This window comes from Erythrobacter sp. GH1-10 (genome assembly GCF_045363165.1).
In the GTDB taxonomy this organism is placed as follows: domain Bacteria; phylum Pseudomonadota; class Alphaproteobacteria; order Sphingomonadales; family Sphingomonadaceae; genus Erythrobacter.
This window is the reverse complement of record NZ_JBJFLP010000001.1, coordinates 635333-653192: the sequence shown is the minus strand read 5'-3', so window position 1 is coordinate 653192 and position 17860 is coordinate 635333. Positions and strand designations below refer to the sequence as shown.

The following is a 17860-nucleotide window of genomic DNA, read 5'->3' as shown; positions in this document are numbered from 1 at the left end:
GGAGACACGTTTCCATGAGACTTTCGATCACGCTCGCGGCTGCGGCATTTGCGGGCACACTCGGCGTTACCGCGCCGGCTGCCGCCCAGACACTGTCCGACGGCGATTACGAGCAATGTTCGGTCTACGACCGCGAAGGCAAGTTCAAAGGCTACGACAGCGTGTGCCTCGAACGAAAGCGCACCGCGCTTGCGCGGCTGCGCGACCGGCAGGCGCGCTACAATCCGCCCGCGCCCGCCTATTCAAGCGCCTATTGCCCCTACACCGCGAACCTCGGCGCGGGATACATCACGACATGGTGGAGCAATGGACGCATACCGCCGGTGTCGACAGCCTATGATGCTCCGGTAGACGGGCGCCCCTGCATTCCCAACCCGATCTACATCCGCAAGGGCGTGCCCTAGGGCCGGAACACCACCGTACGGCCGCCATTGAGCAGGACCCGCTCTTGCGCGAACAGCCGCACCGCCTCAGCCAGCACGCGGCGCTCGATGTCGCGGCCCTTGCGCACGAGGTCGTCTGCGGTGTCGGCGTGGCTGACGCGCTCGACATCCTGGTGGATGATCGGCCCTTCATCGAGATCGGCGGTGACGAAATGCGCGGTCGCGCCGATGATCTTGACCCCGCGCTCATGCGCCTGGTGATACGGTTTTGCGCCCTTGAAGCCGGGCAGGAAACTGTGGTGGATATTGATGCAGCGTCCGGCGAAATGCGCCGATTGCGCGTCCGAGAAGATCTGCATGTAGCGCGCGAGCACCACCAGTTCGGCGTCGGTCTCTTCGGCAATCCGGCGGACTTGGGCCTCCTGGTCGGGCTTGGTCTCCTTCGTCACCGGCAGGTGGTGGAACGGGATGTCGGCTATATCGACCCTGATCGCCGCGCCGCGCGGATGGTTGGAGATGATCGCCACTGGATCGATGTTCAGCTCGCCCGTGCGCCAGCGATACAGCAGATCGACGAGGCAATGGTCGAACTTGCTGACCATGATGATGACCCGGCGCGGGCGGTCCTCGGCGACAAGCTTCCACTCCATGCCGTATTCCGAAGCCAGCCGCGCGAAATCCGCGCGGAGGCTCTCGCTGCCGGTCCCGGTCGGATCGAACGCCACGCGCATGAAGAACCGGTCGCCTTCGTCCGAGCGGTCGTTGAACTGCTGCGCGTCGAGGATGTTGCACCCGCGCTCGAACAGGAAGCCGGTGACCCGGGCGGTGATCCCCGGACGGTCGGCGCAGGACAGGGTGAGGATCAACGGGTCTGCCATGCTAGAGCCGCGATGCCGTGGTCGTCGGGTAATCCATCCCAGCGCGCTTAATTGGCGACGCAGCGAACGGCAAGAATTCGGCGTTCGTCGCAAGAGGCATTCCGTTCATCCCAGCTTTCCGAATCCTGACAATCGTGCATCCGGGCCGTTCAGGAAACTTGGTCCAAAGCTGACTCAGGTGCAGAACTGGAGACGGTCAATGAGAAACATGATTCTATCGGGAGCAGTCGGAATGGCGATGGGAAGCGCGGTGCTCGCCGCACCGGCCCATGCCGTCGAGATACCCGCCATGCCGCATGCCGAGACCGGCGCGATGAGCGAATTGGTCTCGGGCTATCACGACGACGATTACTGGAAACACCGGCGCAAGGCCGAGAAGCGATACTGGAAGGAACGCCGCCATCGCGCCAAGCGGTACCGCGACTACGACTACGACTACGACTACGACGATGACGATGACGATTATTACGAGCCGGTCTATCGCGACACCCGGGTGTGGCGCGGACGCGACGGACGGGTCTACTGCCGCAAGCGCGACGGAACGACCGGGTTGATCGTCGGCGGGGCGCTCGGTGCGCTGCTGGGCCGCGAAATCGACACGCGCGGCGATCGCACGCTCGGCACGGTCCTCGGCGCAGCCGGCGGCGCTTTGCTCGGACGCGAAATCGACCGCGGTCGCTGCCGCTAGTCGCGATACTCGATCCGGATCTTGCCCGCTGCATCCCCCGCGATGCGGCGGGCTTCATCCGTATCCTCGGCGGTCGCGAGTGCGACTCCCATCCGGCGAAACGGCCGTGTCACCGGTTTCCCGAATATCCGCACATCGACATCCTCGAGAGTGTCGAGCGCTTCGCCGAGCCCCTCATAGACGAAGTTGGAACTATCCCGGTCGGCGAGGATCACCGCCGAAGCGGCCGGGCAGCTGGCAATATCCGCAGGCACCGGCAGGCCTAGGATAGCGCGGGCGTGCAGGTCGAATTCGGACAGGTCCTGCGAGACCAGCGTCACCATGCCGGTGTCATGCGGACGCGGAGAGAGTTCTGAGAAGATCACTTCCTCCCCGCGCACGAAGAATTCGACCCCGTAGAGCCCCCAGCCGCGGCCATTGCCCTGCAGCGCGCCAACGACTTTCGCCGCCATGTCCTGCGCCTTTCCCAGCGCCGTCGGGCTCATCGCGGCGGGTTGCCAGCTTTCCTGGTAGTCGCCGCGTTCCTGACGGTGTCCGATCGGATCGCAAAACGAAATCCCCTGCTTGTGCCGCACCGTCAGCAGCGTGATCTCGTAATCGAAATCGATGAATTCCTCGACGATCACCCGCGCGCGGTCTCCGCGCATATTGGCGACGGCATAGTCCCATGCAGCCTGCAATTCGGCTTCAGCCTCGACCTTGCTCTGGCCCTTGCCCGAGGAGGACATGACCGGCTTGATCACGCAAGGAAAGCCGGTGTGCGAGACCGCTGCCTCGACTTCCTCGAAACTCTCGGCATATCGGTATTTCGACGTCACCAGCCCGAGTTCCCCCGCCGCAAGATCGCGGATCGCATCGCGGTTCATGGTCAGCTGCGCCGCATGCGCCGAAGGGACGATGTTGAAGCCTTCGTGTTCCAGATCGGCCAGCACTTCGGTGCGGATCGCTTCGATTTCGGGCACGATATAATCGGTGCGATGCTTCTCGACTGCCGCGCGCAGCGCCTTGCCGTCGAGCATCGAGAACACCTCGCGCGCATCGGCGAGCTGCATCGCAGGGGCATCGTCATAGGCATCGCAGGCGATCACCCGCGCGCCGAGCCGCTTGGCCGAGATGACGAATTCGCGGCCCAGTTCGCCCGAGCCGAGGAGGAGAATCGTTGCAATGTGAGCCATGGCCCAAGCGCTTAGCGCCAGCAGCGCGCAACTCCAAACGCTGCACCGCGATCGGGCGCGACCGCGCGGTCTAGCCCGCGGCCTGGTGGATGTGGCCCGCCCCGCGCTGATAACCGCATTGCCGCACCTTCATGCCGCCGCCCGCGCGCGCCATGACCAGGCCCAGCTCGGCCTGCCTCAGGGTCCAGTCGACCGTGCATTCGATCCGGGCAAGACCGGCGCTCGCGCTAAGTTTGGGCGCTCGCGAAGACGAAGGCAGCGCGAGGCTGGAGAAGGTCTTGAGCACATCCTCGGCCCATTCGCGCGCAGCCTTGGGCGACATGTTGGTGAGCGCGACAGCAAGGCGCTCGTTATCGACCTGTGCGACCTCATGTCCCGGCAACGCCATGGTCTCGAGGAACTTGGCAAAGCCCCACATGATCTCGTCGGCGGTGCGGTGGCCGAATTGCATGTAGAGCGCGCGCATCCGGTCCACCCCGAACATCGCGATCATGTCGCCGCCGCCATGCGCGAGATGTCGGCGGAGGCTGGCGCAGAACGCCTGGCGATTGGCAAGCCCGGTCAGCGGATCGGTGACCGCGCGGCTGTGCAGCTCGCCTTCGAGCGAGCGCTTGTGCTGGATCGAGCGCAACAGGCCGAGCGCGCCCTGCACTTCGCCCCGATCGCAATCGATCCGGCGCAGGCTGAGCGCATACCAGCGGCTGCATTCCTCGGGATCGGGATCCTCCCCGCGCGGCTGGACGTTCACCGGAAACTCGAACCAGCTCTTGGGCTTTTCGCCCTTCAGCACCTGTTCGACGAAGCGCGAGAGCGCAGACTTGTGTTCCGGCGCGGCGAGATCCGCCACATGCGGCATCACCAGCAGCCCTGTCAGATCATGCCCCAGATCCGCGACGTTTTCCGATGCGAATACGATAAAGCCGTCTGCGTCCAGCCTTACGACAATGTCACCCGAAGCCTCTTGAACAAGACCGTGCAACACACGGCCTTCCACATCACTCAAACCCATATTCATGCCGAATTGCCCCCGGCGTTAGCGACCTACCCCTGTCTTTCCGCCTTCAATTCGGCAAGCTGTAAGCTAACGCACAACCATCCGGAACTAAATTTCCCCTTACTGTTCCGGTATTGACTGCTTTATATTGTTAGTCTAGTCAGTTTACTGAACTAAAAAACGAATCAACGCTAGAATTCGTTTACCATAAATTTGGAACGACTCGTCCCGTTGTTGAGTAAAACATGGGGTGTGTTGTTTTTATACCTCAACCATGATCCGGATATTCTGAGGGCTCGTGGCATAGGCCGTGGCGATACGTAGGCGGCAATCCTCGACAACGCTGCGACCGGCATCGCCCTCGCGGCTTTCGGACAAGTCCTCCACCGAGACGCCCAACACTTCTGCGATCGCCTCGATCCGTTCGGGCAGCGGGCGGGCCTTGCCCTTTTCCCAGGCCCACACTGTCGGCTTGCTGACATCGAGCGATGCGGCAACCTGGGCGAGGGTCAGACCCCGTTCGCGCCGGAGCCGGTTGAGTCGCGTCCCGAAGGGCTCGCCGGGCGAATGGGGAATGTGTGACGGCGAGGAAGCCGGCAAGGCCTGCAAGTCGACCGTCGCGAGCGCGCTCTTCGGCAGGCTGTCGGCGAAGGCGCAACCCGACAGGCGATCGCTCTGCCACATGATCTCGGCCTCGACCGGCCCGATCTCGGGCAGATCGATCTCCAGCATCTCTCCTGTCTCGAGCGGCACATCGGTTTCGATCAGCAGACCGGTCGTCGACAGGTTGAGCACGGTGACATTGGCCTCCAGCCCGCTCGGAAGGACGCCGGAAGTTTCTATGTGCAGCGCGCGGCGCGGCTCGCGCCGTTCGTCGAGAACGCTGGGGGCCGGATCGAGGTGGGCTTTGATGACCATGGCATGCAACTCCGATTGGGAGCGCCATGAGTCCGGTTAGCTGCTTTAAGAAAGTCCTACCGGCTATGGTTAATATCGACCAAACGCCCGCGGCGAGCCGCAGGATGAGGCGCGTTAATCAACCGCGTCCAACCCGTAGGCGGTGTGGAGCACGCGGACGGCGAGTTCGGTCTCGTCCTCGTCGATCATCACGCTGACCTTGATCTCCGAAGTCGAGATCGCCTGGATGTTGATGCCGCGATCGGACAACGCGCGGAACATCGTGCTGGCAACGCCCGCATGGCTCTTCATGCCCACGCCGACCACGCTGATCTTCGCGATCTGGCTGTCGGTGATGATGCGGTTGAAGCCGATGTCCTCGCGCTTGTCTTCGAGCAGCGCCTGAGCGCGCGCAAGGTCGGCCTGCGGCACGGTGAACGTCACGTCGGTCTCGCCCTTGTCGCGACCGACGTTCTGGATGATCATGTCGACATTGATCGACGCATCCGCCAGCGGCTCGAAAATGTGAGCCACCGCGCCCGGCTTGTCGGGCACGCGGGTGAGGATGATCTTCGCCTCGTTCTTGTCGTGCGCGATCCCCGTCACAAGCTGGCGTTCCATCAGGCCCTTCTCCACCAATTCGTCCATTTCTTCATCCGAGACGATCATGGTCCCGGGCAATTCGTCCGCCGAAACGGCATCGTCGCCGACGAAGCTGGAGAGCACCTGCAGGCGCACCCCTTCCTTCATCGCGAGCCCGACCGAGCGGGTCTGCAGCACTTTCGCACCGACGCTCGCAAGTTCGAGCATTTCTTCGTAGGTCACCGCTTTCAGCTTGCGCGCCTTGGCGACGATCCGCGGGTCGGTCGTGTAGACCCCGTCGACATCGGTGTAGATATCGCAGCGATCGGCCTTCACCGCCGCGGCGACCGCGACCGCAGACGTATCGGACCCCCCGCGCCCGAGCGTCGTCACCCGCCCGTCCTCGGAAATTCCCTGGAAGCCCGGCACGACGGCGATCTCTCCCGCTTCCATGCTGGCGACCATCTCGGGTGCGTCTATGCTTTCGATCCGCGCCTTGGCATGCGCTTCGACCGTCTTGACCGGCATCTGCCAGCCGAGCCAGCTGCGCGCCTTGCAGCCCAGCGATTGCAGCGTCAGCGCGAGCAGCCCGCTGGTCACCTGTTCGCCGCTGGCGACCACGACATCGTATTCGGCGGGATCGTAGAGCGCGTTCGCCTCGCGGCAGAAATTGACCAGCCGGTCGGTCTCGCCCGCCATCGCGCTGACGACGACCGCGACCTCGTTTCCACCCGCCGCCTGCGCGCGCACGATATTGGCGACGCGGCGAATCCGTTCGGTCCCCGCCATCGAGGTGCCGCCGAATTTCATCACGATACGTTGCCCACTCTTGGCCAAAGCCAGGATTCTCCTGCTGGTTAGACCTTTCGCGCGCTGCTAACGGGGGTGGATGGGAAACGCAAACGTCTCAAATGTAACCATCCGCCCGGAAGAGGCCGAGTTCTTCTCGGGATTGGCGCGCGACTGGTGGAACCCGAAGGGCAAGATGGCCTCGCTGCACCAGGTCAATCCGGTGCGGATGGAGTTCATCCGGAAAGCGGTCGACACACATTGGGGCACCGATCCGCGCGGCATCAGGCCACTCGCGGGCAAGACCGCGCTCGATATCGGATGCGGCGCTGGGCTGGTGTGTGAACCGCTTGCCCGACTGGGCGCCGAGGTGACGGGGGTGGACGCCAGCGCCGAGAACGTGTCGGTCGCAGCGACCCATGCCGAGATGGTCGGGCTCGATATCCGCTACATGGCGGGCGAGGTCGCGAGCCTCGATATCGGCCAGTGCGACCTTGTGACCAGCGTCGAAGTGATCGAGCACGTGGCCGACAAGCGCGCATTCCTCAAGGACGTCGCGGCACGGCTCGCACCAGGCGGGCTGCTCGTGATGTCGACGCCCAACCGCACGGTGCAATCGCGCCTGCTGCTGGTCGGCGCCGCCGAGGCGGTCGGTTACGTTCCTAAAGGCACACACGACTGGAACGACTTCATCACGCCCGAGGAATTCGAGGATCTGCTCGCCGAGGTCGGCCTCGAAGTCACCGAGCTGCGCGGGATATCCTTCAGCATCGGCAAGGGCCTCCACCTCTCGGACAACGAGGCGCTGAACTACATCCTCGCCGCGCAGCGTATCGTCTAGTCGCCTGCGACCTCCACGAATTCCCTCACATTGTCCGTGAAAAATCCATCCGCGCCGCTGGCGATCGCGGCCTGCCACAGCTGGCGATAGGCGCCATCGGCCGCCGGACCGCCGGTGCTTTGCAGTGTGGCGGGGAGGAAACCGTTTTCCTTGCGCAGGGTCCAGGGGTGGACTTCCAGCCCGACCGCATGCGCATCCGCAACCAGCGATGTCGCCTCCATCGTCGCCGGATCGAGCACATAGCCGAGCCACGGCCCGATCCCGTCGGCATAGGCGGCGATCTCTTCGAGACCGGTCTGCGACACCATCTCGGCATAGCGCATGTCGGGTTCGTCGACCGGCCCGCCTTCGGGATGGATCAGCTGCACCAGCTTGTAGTCGCTGCGCTTGTCGAGCCGCTGGAGCGTGCCGACCTCGAAGCTCTGGATGAAGATCGGGTCGTCCGGTCCAATGTCGAGATCGCGCAATTCCTTCAGCAGCAGGTCGACCATGTCGATCCCCGAATCCTCGAGCAGGAAGGTCGGATGCTTCAATTCGGGATACAGCCCGATCCGGCGCCCGGTCTCGGCTTCCTTGGCGCGCACCAGCTGGACGATCTCGGCAAATGTCGGGACCTGGTAAAGCCCGTTGTAGCGCACATTGGCGGGCCGCGCGCTCGGCACGCGTTCGCGGACCCGCAGCGTGCGCAATTCGGCGAGCGTGAAGTCCTCGGCGAACCAGCCGGCCACCCGTTGCCCGTCGATCATCTTGTCGCGGCGGCGATCTTCGAATTCCTCGCGGCTCGCGACATCGGTGGTGCCGGACAGCTCGTTTTCGTGGCGCGAGACGAGCACGAGGTCCTTGGTCACCACGAGATCGGGCTCGATGTAATCCGCGCCCTGTTCGATCGCGAGCTCATAGGCGGCAAGCGTGTGTTCGGGCCGGTCGCCGGAGGCGCCGCGATGCGCGATGACAAGGGGGTCGTCTTGCGCCAGGAGCGGCGCGGGAATGGCGAGCGCACAGGCGAGCGCGCCCAGAGCCAAATTCCTCAAAAGGCTGCGGACCATTCTTCTTCCTTGAATCCAACCAAAGTACCGCCCGAATGCACGGCCACTGGGCGCTTGATCATTGAAGGGTGCTGAACGAGCAGGGCGACCGCCCGATCAGGATCGCCCGCAGCCGCTTTCTCGTCGTCGGAAAGCTTGCGGTAAGTGGTGCCGCGCTTGTTGAGCACGATATCGAGACCCTTGTCGGCAATCCATTCCTTGAGGTTCGCCGGGTCGGCACCCTCCTGCTTGAAATCGTGAAAGGCATATTCGAGCTCGCGCGCTTCGAGCCATTTGCGCGCCTTGCGCACGGTGTCGCAATTGGGGATGCCGTATAGGTGGATACTCATTCATTCCTCGCTTGACGGATACGTCCGCCTTGTCGTCCCTTCGCAAGCGGTCGCTTGAGTTTAGCGCGAATGCTGGCAACGATGTGGCCGACAGGGGGGTCAATGGCTGTCTCGCAAATCAATTCGTTCGAATCCAGCAACAAAATCATTATCTGGGGCGCGATGCTGGTCGGTCCGGTCTTCGGCCTCTTTCTTGCCATCGACCTAAACGAGCGGTTCGCACAGGATTGGGGCGCTCTGGCCGCGATGGCTGCCGGTTTCGTCGCGTTCATCATCATCGTGGCGACCGCGCAATCCGTTGTGAAATGGAGAAAACGCAGGCTCATCGATTCCCTGTTCCCCGATCATTCCGGCGAGAGCATTCCGGTTTTCCTCACAATGGCTCTCAAGACAGCCGAAGGGGTTCGCGATTTCACCTCACCCCTTTGCAACGCGGCTTTGCACGACGCAGGCGAAAGGATTTTCGTGAAAAAGGCCGATAGCGCCAGCGACGAACCAGATCATTTCTTGGATTGGAGCTTCCTTCTCCGACCTGACCGGCCGACGATCTGGGCACCGCTCAAAGCCGACGTGAAGGCGGTGGAATTGATTGAAGTGAGCGAAGAAACCTTTGCACGCACGATCGCCGATGACACGTCGCTGGTCGAAAAGCTTGCGGTGGCCGGAATGAAAAAAGCGATGGGAGTAAAGGCGAAGGAAAGCATCACGCCTTTTGCAGCAATCCTTGTCATCCATGTCGAGAAGGACGGCAAAAGCGAACAGGCTTGGTTTGCAATTCCGACAACCGCATTGCCCCGGCACCTGATGGATCGTGACTATCTTGCCGAAAAAGTCGAGGAGTTGTGGGAGGATGCTGTCGCCAATGCCAGCGACAAGGCGGAGAGCTTCATGAAAGGCCAGGGACTGAAATTCGCAAGGGCGGTGATAGGTGAAAGCGTGGTGGGTACGATGACCGATATCGCCGGCTACCGCGATGAATTCGACGCGCTGGTGGATGCCGGCTCGATCAAGATAGACGGGGGCTCGCGCATGGCCACGCTGGTCGTCGCAAGAGTGATGGCAGAAAGGGTCCGGCGCATGACCGAATGCAGCGAGGTCCGAATTTCATCAGCGTGACGGGGCGAGATGCGCGTCGGCTATCGCGACCGCAAGCGCATCGGCGGCATCGGCTCCGGCGATATCCGCGCCGGGAAGCAGTATCCCGAGCATCGCCTGCACCTGCGCCTTTTCCGCCCCGCCCGTTCCCACCACCGCTTTCTTGACCAGCCGCGCGGCGTGTTCGTTCACTTCGAGCCCGGTCGCCCCGCACGCAGCCAGCACCACGCCGCGCGCCTGGGCGAGCTTCAATGTCGATTGCGGGTTCTTGTTGACGAACACCTCTTCGCACGCCGCACGAGTCGGACGGTGCTGTGCGATGACCCCGCCGATGGCGCGGTGAATATCGGCAAGCCGGTCGGGCATCGGCGCATGCGCGGAGGTCTTGATCTGGCCATTGGCGATATGCGCGATGCGCGATCCCTCGGCCCGGATCACGCCCCAGCCGGTGCAGGACAGCGAAGGATCGAGGCCGAGGATTATCATCGTCTTACAACCCGATCCGCCAGCCCAGGCGCCATACGAGCGCGAGCAGGAATGCGGCCCCCAGCACCAGCGCGAAGGCCCATTCCCGCCACGTCACGCCCGGTGGCTCACGCGTCGAGCTTGTCCATGATCTCGTCGCTGATGTCGTAATTGCCCCACACGGTCTGCACGTCGTCATCGTCGTCGAGCGCATCGACCAGCTTGAGCAACACCCCCGCATCCTTCTCGTCCAGTTCGACGGTGAGGTTGGGCTTCCATGCGAGCTTCACTTCCTTGGCCTCGCCCAGCGCCTTTTCGAGCGCTTCGGCAACCGCATGAAGATCGTCGGCCGCGGTCCAGATTTCGTGGCCATCTTCCGAAGAAGCGATGTCCTCAGCCCCCGCTTCCATCGCCGCCATCAGGACGGTTTCCTCGTCGCCTGCGTCCGCACCGTATTCGATATAGCCGAGCCGCTCGAAACCGTGCGCGACCGATCCTTCGGTGCCGAGATTGCCGCCGTTCTTGCTGAACGCGGTGCGCACGGCGGTGGCGGTGCGGTTGCGGTTGTCGGTCAGCGCCTCGACGATGATCGCGCTGCCGCCGGGGCCGTATCCTTCGTAGCGCACGTTTTCATAATTCTCGCCGTCGGCCGCGCTCGCCTTGTCGATCGCGCGCTGGATGTTGTCCTTCGGCATCGATTGCGCCTTGGCGGTGTTGACCGCGAGCCGCAGGCGCGGGTTCATGTCCGGATCGGGCGTGCCCATCTTGGCCGCGACGGTGATTTCGCGGCTCAGTTTGGAAAACAGGTTGGAACGCTTTTTGTCCTGTGCACCCTTGCGGTGCATGATGTTCTTGAATTTGGAATGGCCTGCCATGGGAACTCTTTTTCAGCCTTCAGATCTTGGTGGCTTAAGCTGGATGAAACTGGCATCGCATTAGCCCGATGAGCGATATGACCACAAGCCCTTCGAACCCCGCCGCGATCGAAGCTGTTTTCGGCGAAGGCGATCCGCGCGATCCGGCGATCCACCAAGCGCAATCGATGCGCGCCGAGTGGCGCAAATTCGGCGCGTTCCTGAAGCGACCGGCGCTTCCCGAAGAAATTGCCCCCGGTGGCATCGCCACGAGGGCCATGGGGCGGATGATTGTGCTCGATCTCATCATCATGGGAACGCTGATCGCGATCCTGATGGCCGTGGTGGCGTTGGGGGTCGAACTGCCCGAGAACCTCAACGCACAGCTCGATCTCAACGCGGGGACAATCGCGCTGATCGTGATCGCCGCGCCGGTGCTCGAGGAACTGGTGTTTCGCGGCTGGCTCTCGGGCAAGCCCGGCTATCTCGTTGCCTTCGCGATCATGCTGGGGGCAGGAGTGGTGGCTGCAATGCAAGGCGTGGCGAATACCGGGGAGGAGGCGACACTGGGCGTCGGCCTGTCGATCCTGGGCGGTCTGGTGCTCGCGATCATCGCCCTGATCGCCCTGCGAAAGCGCCCCCCGATGCGCTGGTTCGCGGCGTTGTTCCCGGTGTTCTTCTGGCTCAGCGCGGCGGGCTTCGCACTGGTGCATCTGCTCAACTATACCGAAGGAACACTGCTGGCGCTGCTGCCATTGCTGCTCCCGCAATTCATCCTCGGCACCATCGCCGCCTACAGCCGCGTAAACTACGGCTTGTGGACCGCGATCGTGACCCACGCCGCGCATAATGGCTTTGCGATCAGCCTCGCGCTGCTGGCGATGGCTGCGGGAATGGAAGGCTAAGGCTCGATATCGAAATGCAGCGCGGTGATCTCGCTGTGCGAGAGCTTGCGGTAGAGCGCGCGGGCCGGCTCGTCCTCGGGAATGATGTCGGCCTGCACGAACACCGTCCATGCGCCGACTTCTCGCGCGATCCGGCGCATTTCCCCGATCATCGCTGTGGCGGCGCCGATCCGGCGATGGCTTTCGAGAACCGCAAGGTCGTAGATGTATAGCTCGCTGCGGGCCTGCTCGAATTTGGGCAGGACATAGCCCGCGAGCGCACCGACCGGCTCGCCATCGGCTTGCGCCAGGATAGCGATATTGTTCCGGTTTGCGAGCCAGCCGTGGGCATAGGCATCGTCCGGCGGATGCGCGGTGTAGTTCTCCGGTTCGCCGAATACCTCGGAGAACAACGCGTTCATCGCGCGAAAGCCCGCAAGATCGCCCGCTGCAAGGCGATGCGCCACAATCATGGCGCTCAGATCTTCACCGCGGTTCCGCTGGCGGAGACCATCAGCATCGAGCCGGTGTCGCCGATCACTTCGTAGTCGAGGTCGATCCCCACAACGGCATTGCCTCCCTTGCTCGCGCATTCGGCCTGCAATTCCTCGATCGCCTGGTTGCGCGCATCGGCCAGGATGCGTTCGTAGCTGCCCGAGCGTCCGCCGACGATGTCGCGGATATTGGCGAACAGGTCGCGAAACAGGTTTGCGCCGACGATCACTTCGCCGACGACGATGCCGCAATATTCCTGGATCGGGTGGCCCTCCACCGTCGGGGTGGTGGTGACGATCACACCGCGCGCGTCCTTCCACGGTCCTGCCATTCAAATTCTCCCTTTGTTGCTGTATTATCGAGATAATACACAATCGGGAAAGTTCAATGACATCCGGCCTCAACCCATGCCCAGCGCGGCCTTGTAGGTTTCGAGGATCGTTTCCTGTTCGCTGCGGTCGTCGGGCTTCATTTTGCGCAGTCGCACGATCTGGCGCATGATCTTGGGGTCGTATCCGACCGCCTTGGCCTCGGCGTAGACGTCACGGATATCGTCGGCGATGCCCTTCTTTTCTTCCTCGAGGCGTTCGATGCGCTCGATCAGCAGGCGCAGGCGGTCGTCGGTGGCTTCGGCCATGGTTCAATCAGCTCCGGTGAATTGAGAATCGGTTGGCCGCTGAATAGGCAGCACCGCGCGCGGGCAAAAGTGCGCTTTCCACAACAGTCCGATTTGATGTGGGTAAACCTAGCGCAGGTCGGCCTGGTTCTTGGTCAGGCTCGCTTCCATCGCCGCAATCTGGGCTTCGGTGGCCGGAGTCTGGCGGCTCGACTTCCATTCCTCCATCGGCATGCCGTGGATGAGCTCGCGCGCGGCGGCCTTGTCGCCTTCGTACCCGGCATCCCTGATCCAGTCGGCGAGGCAGTTGCGGCAGAACCCTGCCAGCCCCATCAGGTCGATGTTCTGCGCGTCGTGGCGATGACGCAAGTGCCGTACCAGCCGCCGGAATGCTGCCGCCGCAACGGCATCGTCGATTTGGTCGAGCGGATCGGGTGAATTCGTATCCATGATGACTATTCCTTGAGTTGCAATCTGCCTGTGCCATAGGATCGACCAAACAAGGGAAATTGGGATCGATGGCAAAACGCGATCACACAAGGATCGACCCGCGAGGCCGGAAGGTCAAGATTCTGGCGACAGTGGGTCCGGCAAGCCGCTCGCCCGAGATGCTGCGCAAGCTGTTCAGGGCCGGCGCCGACGCATTCCGGGTCAACATGAGCCACGGCAGCCACGCCGATCACGAAGAGACGATCGCCGCGATCCGCGCGCTGGAAAAGCAATTCCAGCGCCCCATCGCCGTGCTCGCCGATCTCCAGGGCCCGAAGCTGCGCGTCGGCACCTTCAAGGACGGCAAAGCCGTGATCCGCCATTCGGGCCACTTCACCCTCGACCGCGACGAAACGCCGGGCGACGAGACCCGCGTGTGCCTGCCGCACCCCGAATTGTTCGGGATCATGGAGCCGGGCCAGCGATTGCTCATCAACGACGGCAAGATCCGCCTGCGGGTGAAGGAGGCGGACGAGAACCGCATCTTCTGTTCGGCCGAAGTCGGCGGGGTGATTTCGGACCGCAAGGGCGTGAACGTGCCCGACGCAGAGGTTCCGATCCCTGCGCTGACCGAAAAAGACCGCAAGGATCTCGCCTTTGCGGTCGAACACGGAGCGGACTGGATTGCGCTTTCCTTCGTCCAGCGGCCTGACGACCTTGCCGAAGCGCGCAAGCTGATCGCGGCGGCGGGCGGTCAGAACGTCGCGCTGTGCGCCAAGATCGAAAAGCCGATGGCGGTCAATCGCCTGTCCGACATCATCGACATGGCCGACGGGATCATGGTCGCGCGCGGCGATCTCGGGGTGGAGCTCGAGGCGTTCGAGGTCCCGCCTCTGCAAAAGCGGATCGTCAATGCGACCCGCCGCGCGGGCAAGCCGGTGATCGTCGCGACCCAGATGCTCGAAAGCATGATCGAAAGCCCGATGCCGACTCGCGCCGAAGTGTCCGACGTCGCCAACGCCGTCTATGACGGGGCGGATGCAGTGATGCTTTCGGCCGAGAGCGCGGCGGGCGACTGGCCCGAGGAATCGGTCGCGATGATGCACTCGATCGCGACGCAGGTGGAACGCGACGAGGGTTACAAGGAACGCGTGCGGTTCCTGGAAACCCCGCCCGACAAGACCACGGCGGACGCGCTGGCGCACAGCTGCATGACCATCGCCGACACCGTTTCGATCAGCGCGATCACGGTGTTCACGTCGAGCGGATCGACCGCGCGCCGCGTCGCGCGCGAGCGGCCCGACACGCCGATGCTGGTGCTCACCCCCTCGATGCGGACCGCGCGCCGGGTCGCGCTGCTGTGGGGCGCGCATGCGGTGGCGACCAAGGATATCGGCAGCTTCGAAGAGATGATCGCCAAGGGCAAGCGCATGGCGCTGCGCCACGGCTTCGGCCAGGCGGGCAGCAAGCTGATCGCGCTCGCAGGCGTGCCGTTCGGCACTCCGGGCGCGACCAACCTGCTGCACGTCGTGACGCTATCGGGTGACGAGCTGGACAAGCACGGAGGGTAGCAGGCGGCTTTCGACCCGATTGCGGACGATGCGATGGATTCGAAGGAGCAATTGCAGATGAAGCGGAGCGCACCTGAAGGTTCACGCTCAACCTCATCCCGCAGGCTATTCAAGCAATGACGCTGTGCGATGCGCAAGGCGTTCAAGAAAGCCATTTTGGAGATCAATGTGCTGGCTTGCCACCCTGAGCGAATGCAAGCGCCGGCGGATAGGATGGATCAGAAGCCGACCGCGGAGCGCGCGCTCCGCGGCCGGTGAGTTTTGCTATTCTGGCTCGCTTTCTATTGTGCAGTGTACCATTGCCCCGTGCCAACTGCCTTTTCGTTCGAGTACCAGTACATGGTCAGGCTGCCACGCGTGCCTTTCAACTCGCCGTCCGTCGCCTCCAAAGCGCCTACGCAGCCGAGTGGGGTTTCTGGACCCGGTTCGCCCAGCCAGTTGCAGCCATAGGCCACAGAGTAGGTTCCTTGCTGGTCTTGTGAAGTACAAGCGAGGTGAATGGCAAAAATGCCCGGAGGCTGCCGGGTGCCGACGCACCTGACCGTGCCATTGGCGACGGTCCCATCGCTATCGGTCGAAACATAGGTGCCTTTGACTGCACCGCCGCGATACTGCGGCCCATCCGGACTGCTCAAGCCGCCGTAGGACTCGACCGGCCCCCAAGTGACATCATAAGTGAAGTTCTGCGCCATCGCCGGCGTGCTCAGCGTGACGGACGCTGCTATCGCAGCACCGATTGCACTTTTTCTCATTATTCCTCTCCCTTGGATGTGACCAACGGCCAAGGCGAGACTCGGACCGCGCGATCACGCAAGCGGCCCTGACAAAGAAATAGCACTTACCGGATATGTTGGCAAAACGGGGCGCAACCGCAGCGCGGGGCGAAAGTCCACTCCCCACCAAAAGTCGGACGTTTCCTACTCCGCCCCGGACCGCTAGCGTGCTGCCTGCTCTTTCCCATCGTCGCACCCATTGTCCGCTCATGGCACCCTGCTCACGCGCGAATTTGAAATCTGCAAAGTGTCAACTTCGCCGAGAGGCCAATTTGTGATTATTTATCCAGGACTTGGAGACACGATTTCTGCTTGACACGGTGTCAACTTCGTCATCTTCGGCTTGGACCGATTTCAGCCCATCAGGTGTTCCAGCGTCGGGCCGTAGAGCGCTTCCTCGAAGGCGATCCCGGCGCGCTGGTCCTCGATCCAGACCACCTTGGCGGGGATGAAGCCGAGTCCCGGCAGCTTCACGGAGACGCTTTCGTCGGGCTTGGCCGACCAGCCGCGCGAACTCACCATGCATCCGCCTGCGCTCAGATCGAGCACCGGCATCTCCATTTTCGAGCGAGTGCGATAGCGCACGACCGCCTTAAGTTCCGTGCCGCTCTTGCTGCCAGCCATGAAACTCCCCCTGAATACCGGCGAGATTCACCTTCGCCGCATCCAGACAAACACAAAGGTTCGTAAATCGGGTTAAAGCGGCGGTTTACTTCGCAGCGCTCGCAAGCCGGGCGCGGGCTTCGTCCTCGCCGATCAGCGGCAGCAGCTCGCCCATGTCCGGGCCATGGTTCATGCCGGTCAGCGCCTGGCGCAGCGGCAGGTACAGCGCCTTGCCCTTGCGACCGGTGCTGTCCTTGAGCGCGGCGGTGAGCGCGTGCCATGGGTCGTCGCCCCATTCGAGCGCCTGCGCCGCTTCGCCAAGGTAGGCGCGGTCCTCGTCGGAGAACTCGACCTGCGCGATCGGGCCGGTGACCAGCCGCCACCAGTCCTCGACTTCGCCCACGGTCGCGACATTGGGCTGGACCGCGTGCCAGCCGGCAGCATCCATACCCTCGGGCAGACGGTGCCTGACCGCATCAAAGGGCATCGCGTGGACGATTGCGGTGTTGATCCGATCGAGCTCGGCGTCGTCGAACTTGGCGGGCGCGCGGCCGAACGTCGAAAGGTCGAAAGTTTCGAGCAACGCCTCGCGATCGACTATCGGCTCGACCGGAAGCGAGGTGCCAAGCCGCGCGAGCAGCGCGACGATGGCTTCGGGTTCGATCCCGCGCTCGCGAAACGCATCGCAGCCGAGCGAGCCGAGCCGTTTGGAGAGCTTGCCTTCCTTGCCGACCAGCAGGGCTTCGTGCGCGAAGTCGGGAGGCGCCGCTCCCATCGCGGTGAACATCTGGATCTGCACCGCGGTGTTCGAGACATGGTCCTCGCCGCGCAGCACCTGCGTCACACCCATGTCGATATCGTCGACCGTGCTCGGCAGCATGTAGAGCCACGACCCGTCGGCGCGGCGGATAACGGGATCGGACAGCAGCTTGGGGTCGAATGCGTTGGGGCCGCGCACCCCGTCTTCCCATGTGATCGGCTCGTCATGGTCGAGCTTGAACCGCCAGTGCGGCTCGATGCCCTCCGATTCCTTGGCCTTGCGTTCCTGTTCGGTGAGTTCGAGCGCGGCGCGATCGTAGATCGGCGGCAATCCGCGACCGAGCTGGATCTTGCGCTTGAGTTCGAGTTCCTGCTGGGTCTCATAGGCGGGGTAGATCCGGCCCGCTGCGCGCAATTGCTCGAATGCCGCCTCGTAACGCTCGAGCCGCTGCGACTGGCGGAATTCCCGATCTGCCTCGATTCCGAGCCATGCGAGGTCGGCGCGGATCGCCTCGACATATTCCTCCTTCGAGCGCGCGGCGTCGGTGTCGTCGATGCGCAGGATGAAGGTGCCGCCCGCCTTACGCGCGAGCATCCAGTTGTGGAGCGCGGTGCGGATGTTGCCGACATGCAGGCGGCCGGTGGGGGACGGGGCGAAACGCGTTGTGGTCATGCCGCCTGCCGTTAGACAGCGGCGCGCGGCGCGGCAAGCGC

The 17860-nt window shown here is 63.2% G+C and carries 22 protein-coding genes; 6 read left to right on the top strand and 16 right to left on the bottom strand.

Annotated elements, in window-relative coordinates; translation table 11 throughout:
• Positions 1 to 14 precede the first annotated feature (14 nt).
• Positions 15 to 404: a hypothetical protein gene (locus ACI5KX_RS03270; RefSeq protein WP_406809243.1), complete on the top strand. Its 390-nt coding sequence runs from the start codon at positions 15 to 17 to the stop codon at positions 402 to 404.
• On the opposite strand, the gene purU is transcribed toward ACI5KX_RS03270, so the two are convergent.
• On the bottom strand, positions 401 to 1261 hold the full coding sequence (gene purU / locus ACI5KX_RS03265; protein WP_406809242.1) for a formyltetrahydrofolate deformylase: 861 nt from the start codon (positions 1259 to 1261) through the stop codon (positions 401 to 403). The two genes, ACI5KX_RS03270 and purU, sit on opposite strands and share 4 nt — an antisense overlap.
• A 199-nt stretch (positions 1262 to 1460) precedes the next feature.
• On the opposite strand from purU, the gene ACI5KX_RS03260 reads away from it, so the two are divergent.
• Positions 1461 to 1949: a glycine zipper 2TM domain-containing protein gene (locus ACI5KX_RS03260; RefSeq protein WP_406809241.1), complete on the top strand. Its 489-nt coding sequence runs from the start codon at positions 1461 to 1463 to the stop codon at positions 1947 to 1949.
• On the opposite strand, the gene purT is transcribed toward ACI5KX_RS03260, so the two are convergent.
• The 4 genes from purT to ACI5KX_RS03240 form a co-directional block, all read right to left on the bottom strand.
• The gene (gene purT / locus ACI5KX_RS03255; RefSeq protein ID WP_406809240.1) at positions 1946 to 3124 is read right to left on the bottom strand and encodes a formate-dependent phosphoribosylglycinamide formyltransferase; all 1179 of its coding nucleotides are present in this window, start codon (positions 3122 to 3124) and stop codon (positions 1946 to 1948) included. The genes ACI5KX_RS03260 and purT overlap by 4 nt on opposite strands.
• A gap of 70 nt (positions 3125 to 3194) precedes the next feature.
• On the bottom strand, positions 3195 to 4103 hold the full coding sequence (locus ACI5KX_RS03250; RefSeq protein WP_406809239.1) for a diguanylate cyclase domain-containing protein: 909 nt from the start codon (positions 4101 to 4103) through the stop codon (positions 3195 to 3197).
• A gap of 276 nt (positions 4104 to 4379) precedes the next feature.
• Complete coding sequence (locus ACI5KX_RS03245) at positions 4380 to 5036, bottom strand: helix-turn-helix domain-containing protein (RefSeq protein WP_406809238.1); 657 nt, start codon at positions 5034 to 5036, stop codon at positions 4380 to 4382.
• A gap of 114 nt (positions 5037 to 5150) precedes the next feature.
• A complete protein-coding gene (locus ACI5KX_RS03240; RefSeq protein WP_406811311.1) occupies positions 5151 to 6407 on the bottom strand; it encodes an aspartate kinase in 1257 nt (418 codons plus the stop codon).
• 79 nt (positions 6408 to 6486) lie between these two features.
• Between ACI5KX_RS03240 and ubiG the strand changes: the two genes are divergently transcribed.
• The gene (gene ubiG / locus ACI5KX_RS03235) at positions 6487 to 7227 is read left to right on the top strand and encodes a bifunctional 2-polyprenyl-6-hydroxyphenol methylase/3-demethylubiquinol 3-O-methyltransferase UbiG (RefSeq protein ID WP_406809237.1); all 741 of its coding nucleotides are present in this window, start codon (positions 6487 to 6489) and stop codon (positions 7225 to 7227) included.
• Here ubiG and ACI5KX_RS03230 read toward each other — a convergent pair.
• Entirely contained in the window at positions 7224 to 8273 is a 1050-nt protein-coding gene (locus tag ACI5KX_RS03230; RefSeq protein ID WP_406809236.1) for a glycerophosphodiester phosphodiesterase family protein, read from the bottom strand. The two genes, ubiG and ACI5KX_RS03230, sit on opposite strands and share 4 nt — an antisense overlap.
• Positions 8255 to 8602 carry an arsenate reductase gene (locus ACI5KX_RS03225; RefSeq protein WP_406809235.1) on the bottom strand — a complete coding sequence of 116 codons (348 nt, stop codon included), beginning with the start codon at positions 8600 to 8602 and terminating at the stop codon, positions 8255 to 8257. Before ACI5KX_RS03225 ends, ACI5KX_RS03230 begins: the two co-directional genes overlap by 19 nt.
• Positions 8603 to 8671: 69 nt before the next feature.
• On the opposite strand from ACI5KX_RS03225, the gene ACI5KX_RS03220 reads away from it, so the two are divergent.
• Positions 8672 to 9718 carry a hypothetical protein gene (locus ACI5KX_RS03220; protein ID WP_406809234.1) on the top strand — a complete coding sequence of 349 codons (1047 nt, stop codon included), beginning with the start codon at positions 8672 to 8674 and terminating at the stop codon, positions 9716 to 9718.
• Here the strand turns inward: ACI5KX_RS03220 and ruvC are convergent.
• Complete coding sequence (gene ruvC, locus ACI5KX_RS03215; protein WP_406809233.1) at positions 9710 to 10183, bottom strand: crossover junction endodeoxyribonuclease RuvC; 474 nt, start codon at positions 10181 to 10183, stop codon at positions 9710 to 9712. The genes ACI5KX_RS03220 and ruvC overlap by 9 nt on opposite strands.
• Positions 10184 to 10290: 107 nt before the next feature.
• Complete coding sequence (locus ACI5KX_RS03210; protein WP_406809232.1) at positions 10291 to 11037, bottom strand: YebC/PmpR family DNA-binding transcriptional regulator; 747 nt, start codon at positions 11035 to 11037, stop codon at positions 10291 to 10293.
• Positions 11038 to 11105: 68 nt separating this feature from the next.
• On the opposite strand from ACI5KX_RS03210, the gene ACI5KX_RS03205 reads away from it, so the two are divergent.
• On the top strand, positions 11106 to 11921 hold the full coding sequence (locus tag ACI5KX_RS03205) for a type II CAAX prenyl endopeptidase Rce1 family protein (protein ID WP_406809231.1): 816 nt from the start codon (positions 11106 to 11108) through the stop codon (positions 11919 to 11921).
• On the opposite strand, the gene ACI5KX_RS03200 is transcribed toward ACI5KX_RS03205, so the two are convergent.
• From ACI5KX_RS03200 to ACI5KX_RS03185, 4 genes are all read right to left on the bottom strand, one after another.
• Positions 11918 to 12373 (bottom strand): GNAT family N-acetyltransferase, encoded by a 456-nt coding sequence (locus ACI5KX_RS03200; RefSeq protein WP_406809230.1) that lies wholly within the window; start codon positions 12371 to 12373, stop codon positions 11918 to 11920. The two genes, ACI5KX_RS03205 and ACI5KX_RS03200, sit on opposite strands and share 4 nt — an antisense overlap.
• Positions 12374 to 12378: 5 nt before the next feature.
• Positions 12379 to 12696 carry a heavy metal-binding domain-containing protein gene (locus ACI5KX_RS03195; RefSeq protein ID WP_406811310.1) on the bottom strand — a complete coding sequence of 106 codons (318 nt, stop codon included), beginning with the start codon at positions 12694 to 12696 and terminating at the stop codon, positions 12379 to 12381.
• A gap of 99 nt (positions 12697 to 12795) precedes the next feature.
• On the bottom strand, positions 12796 to 13032 hold the full coding sequence (locus ACI5KX_RS03190) for a DUF2312 domain-containing protein (protein ID WP_406809229.1): 237 nt from the start codon (positions 13030 to 13032) through the stop codon (positions 12796 to 12798).
• A gap of 108 nt (positions 13033 to 13140) precedes the next feature.
• Positions 13141 to 13461: a DUF1244 domain-containing protein gene (locus ACI5KX_RS03185; RefSeq protein ID WP_406809228.1), complete on the bottom strand. Its 321-nt coding sequence runs from the start codon at positions 13459 to 13461 to the stop codon at positions 13141 to 13143.
• A 68-nt stretch (positions 13462 to 13529) separates the two neighbouring features.
• Between ACI5KX_RS03185 and pyk the strand changes: the two genes are divergently transcribed.
• Positions 13530 to 15011, top strand: coding sequence for a pyruvate kinase (gene pyk, locus ACI5KX_RS03180; RefSeq protein WP_406809227.1), 1482 nt, complete (start codon positions 13530 to 13532; stop codon positions 15009 to 15011).
• Between the two features lie 281 nt (positions 15012 to 15292).
• Here the strand turns inward: pyk and ACI5KX_RS03175 are convergent, their stop codons facing one another.
• The 3 genes from ACI5KX_RS03175 to gltX form a co-directional block, all read right to left on the bottom strand.
• Complete coding sequence (locus tag ACI5KX_RS03175; protein WP_406809226.1) at positions 15293 to 15763, bottom strand: hypothetical protein; 471 nt, start codon at positions 15761 to 15763, stop codon at positions 15293 to 15295.
• A 375-nt stretch (positions 15764 to 16138) separates the two neighbouring features.
• On the bottom strand, positions 16139 to 16408 hold the full coding sequence (locus tag ACI5KX_RS03170; RefSeq protein WP_406809225.1) for a PilZ domain-containing protein: 270 nt from the start codon (positions 16406 to 16408) through the stop codon (positions 16139 to 16141).
• Between the two features lie 85 nt (positions 16409 to 16493).
• Positions 16494 to 17819 (bottom strand): glutamate--tRNA ligase, encoded by a 1326-nt coding sequence (gene gltX / locus ACI5KX_RS03165; RefSeq protein ID WP_406809224.1) that lies wholly within the window; start codon positions 17817 to 17819, stop codon positions 16494 to 16496.
• Positions 17820 to 17860 lie beyond the last annotated feature (41 nt).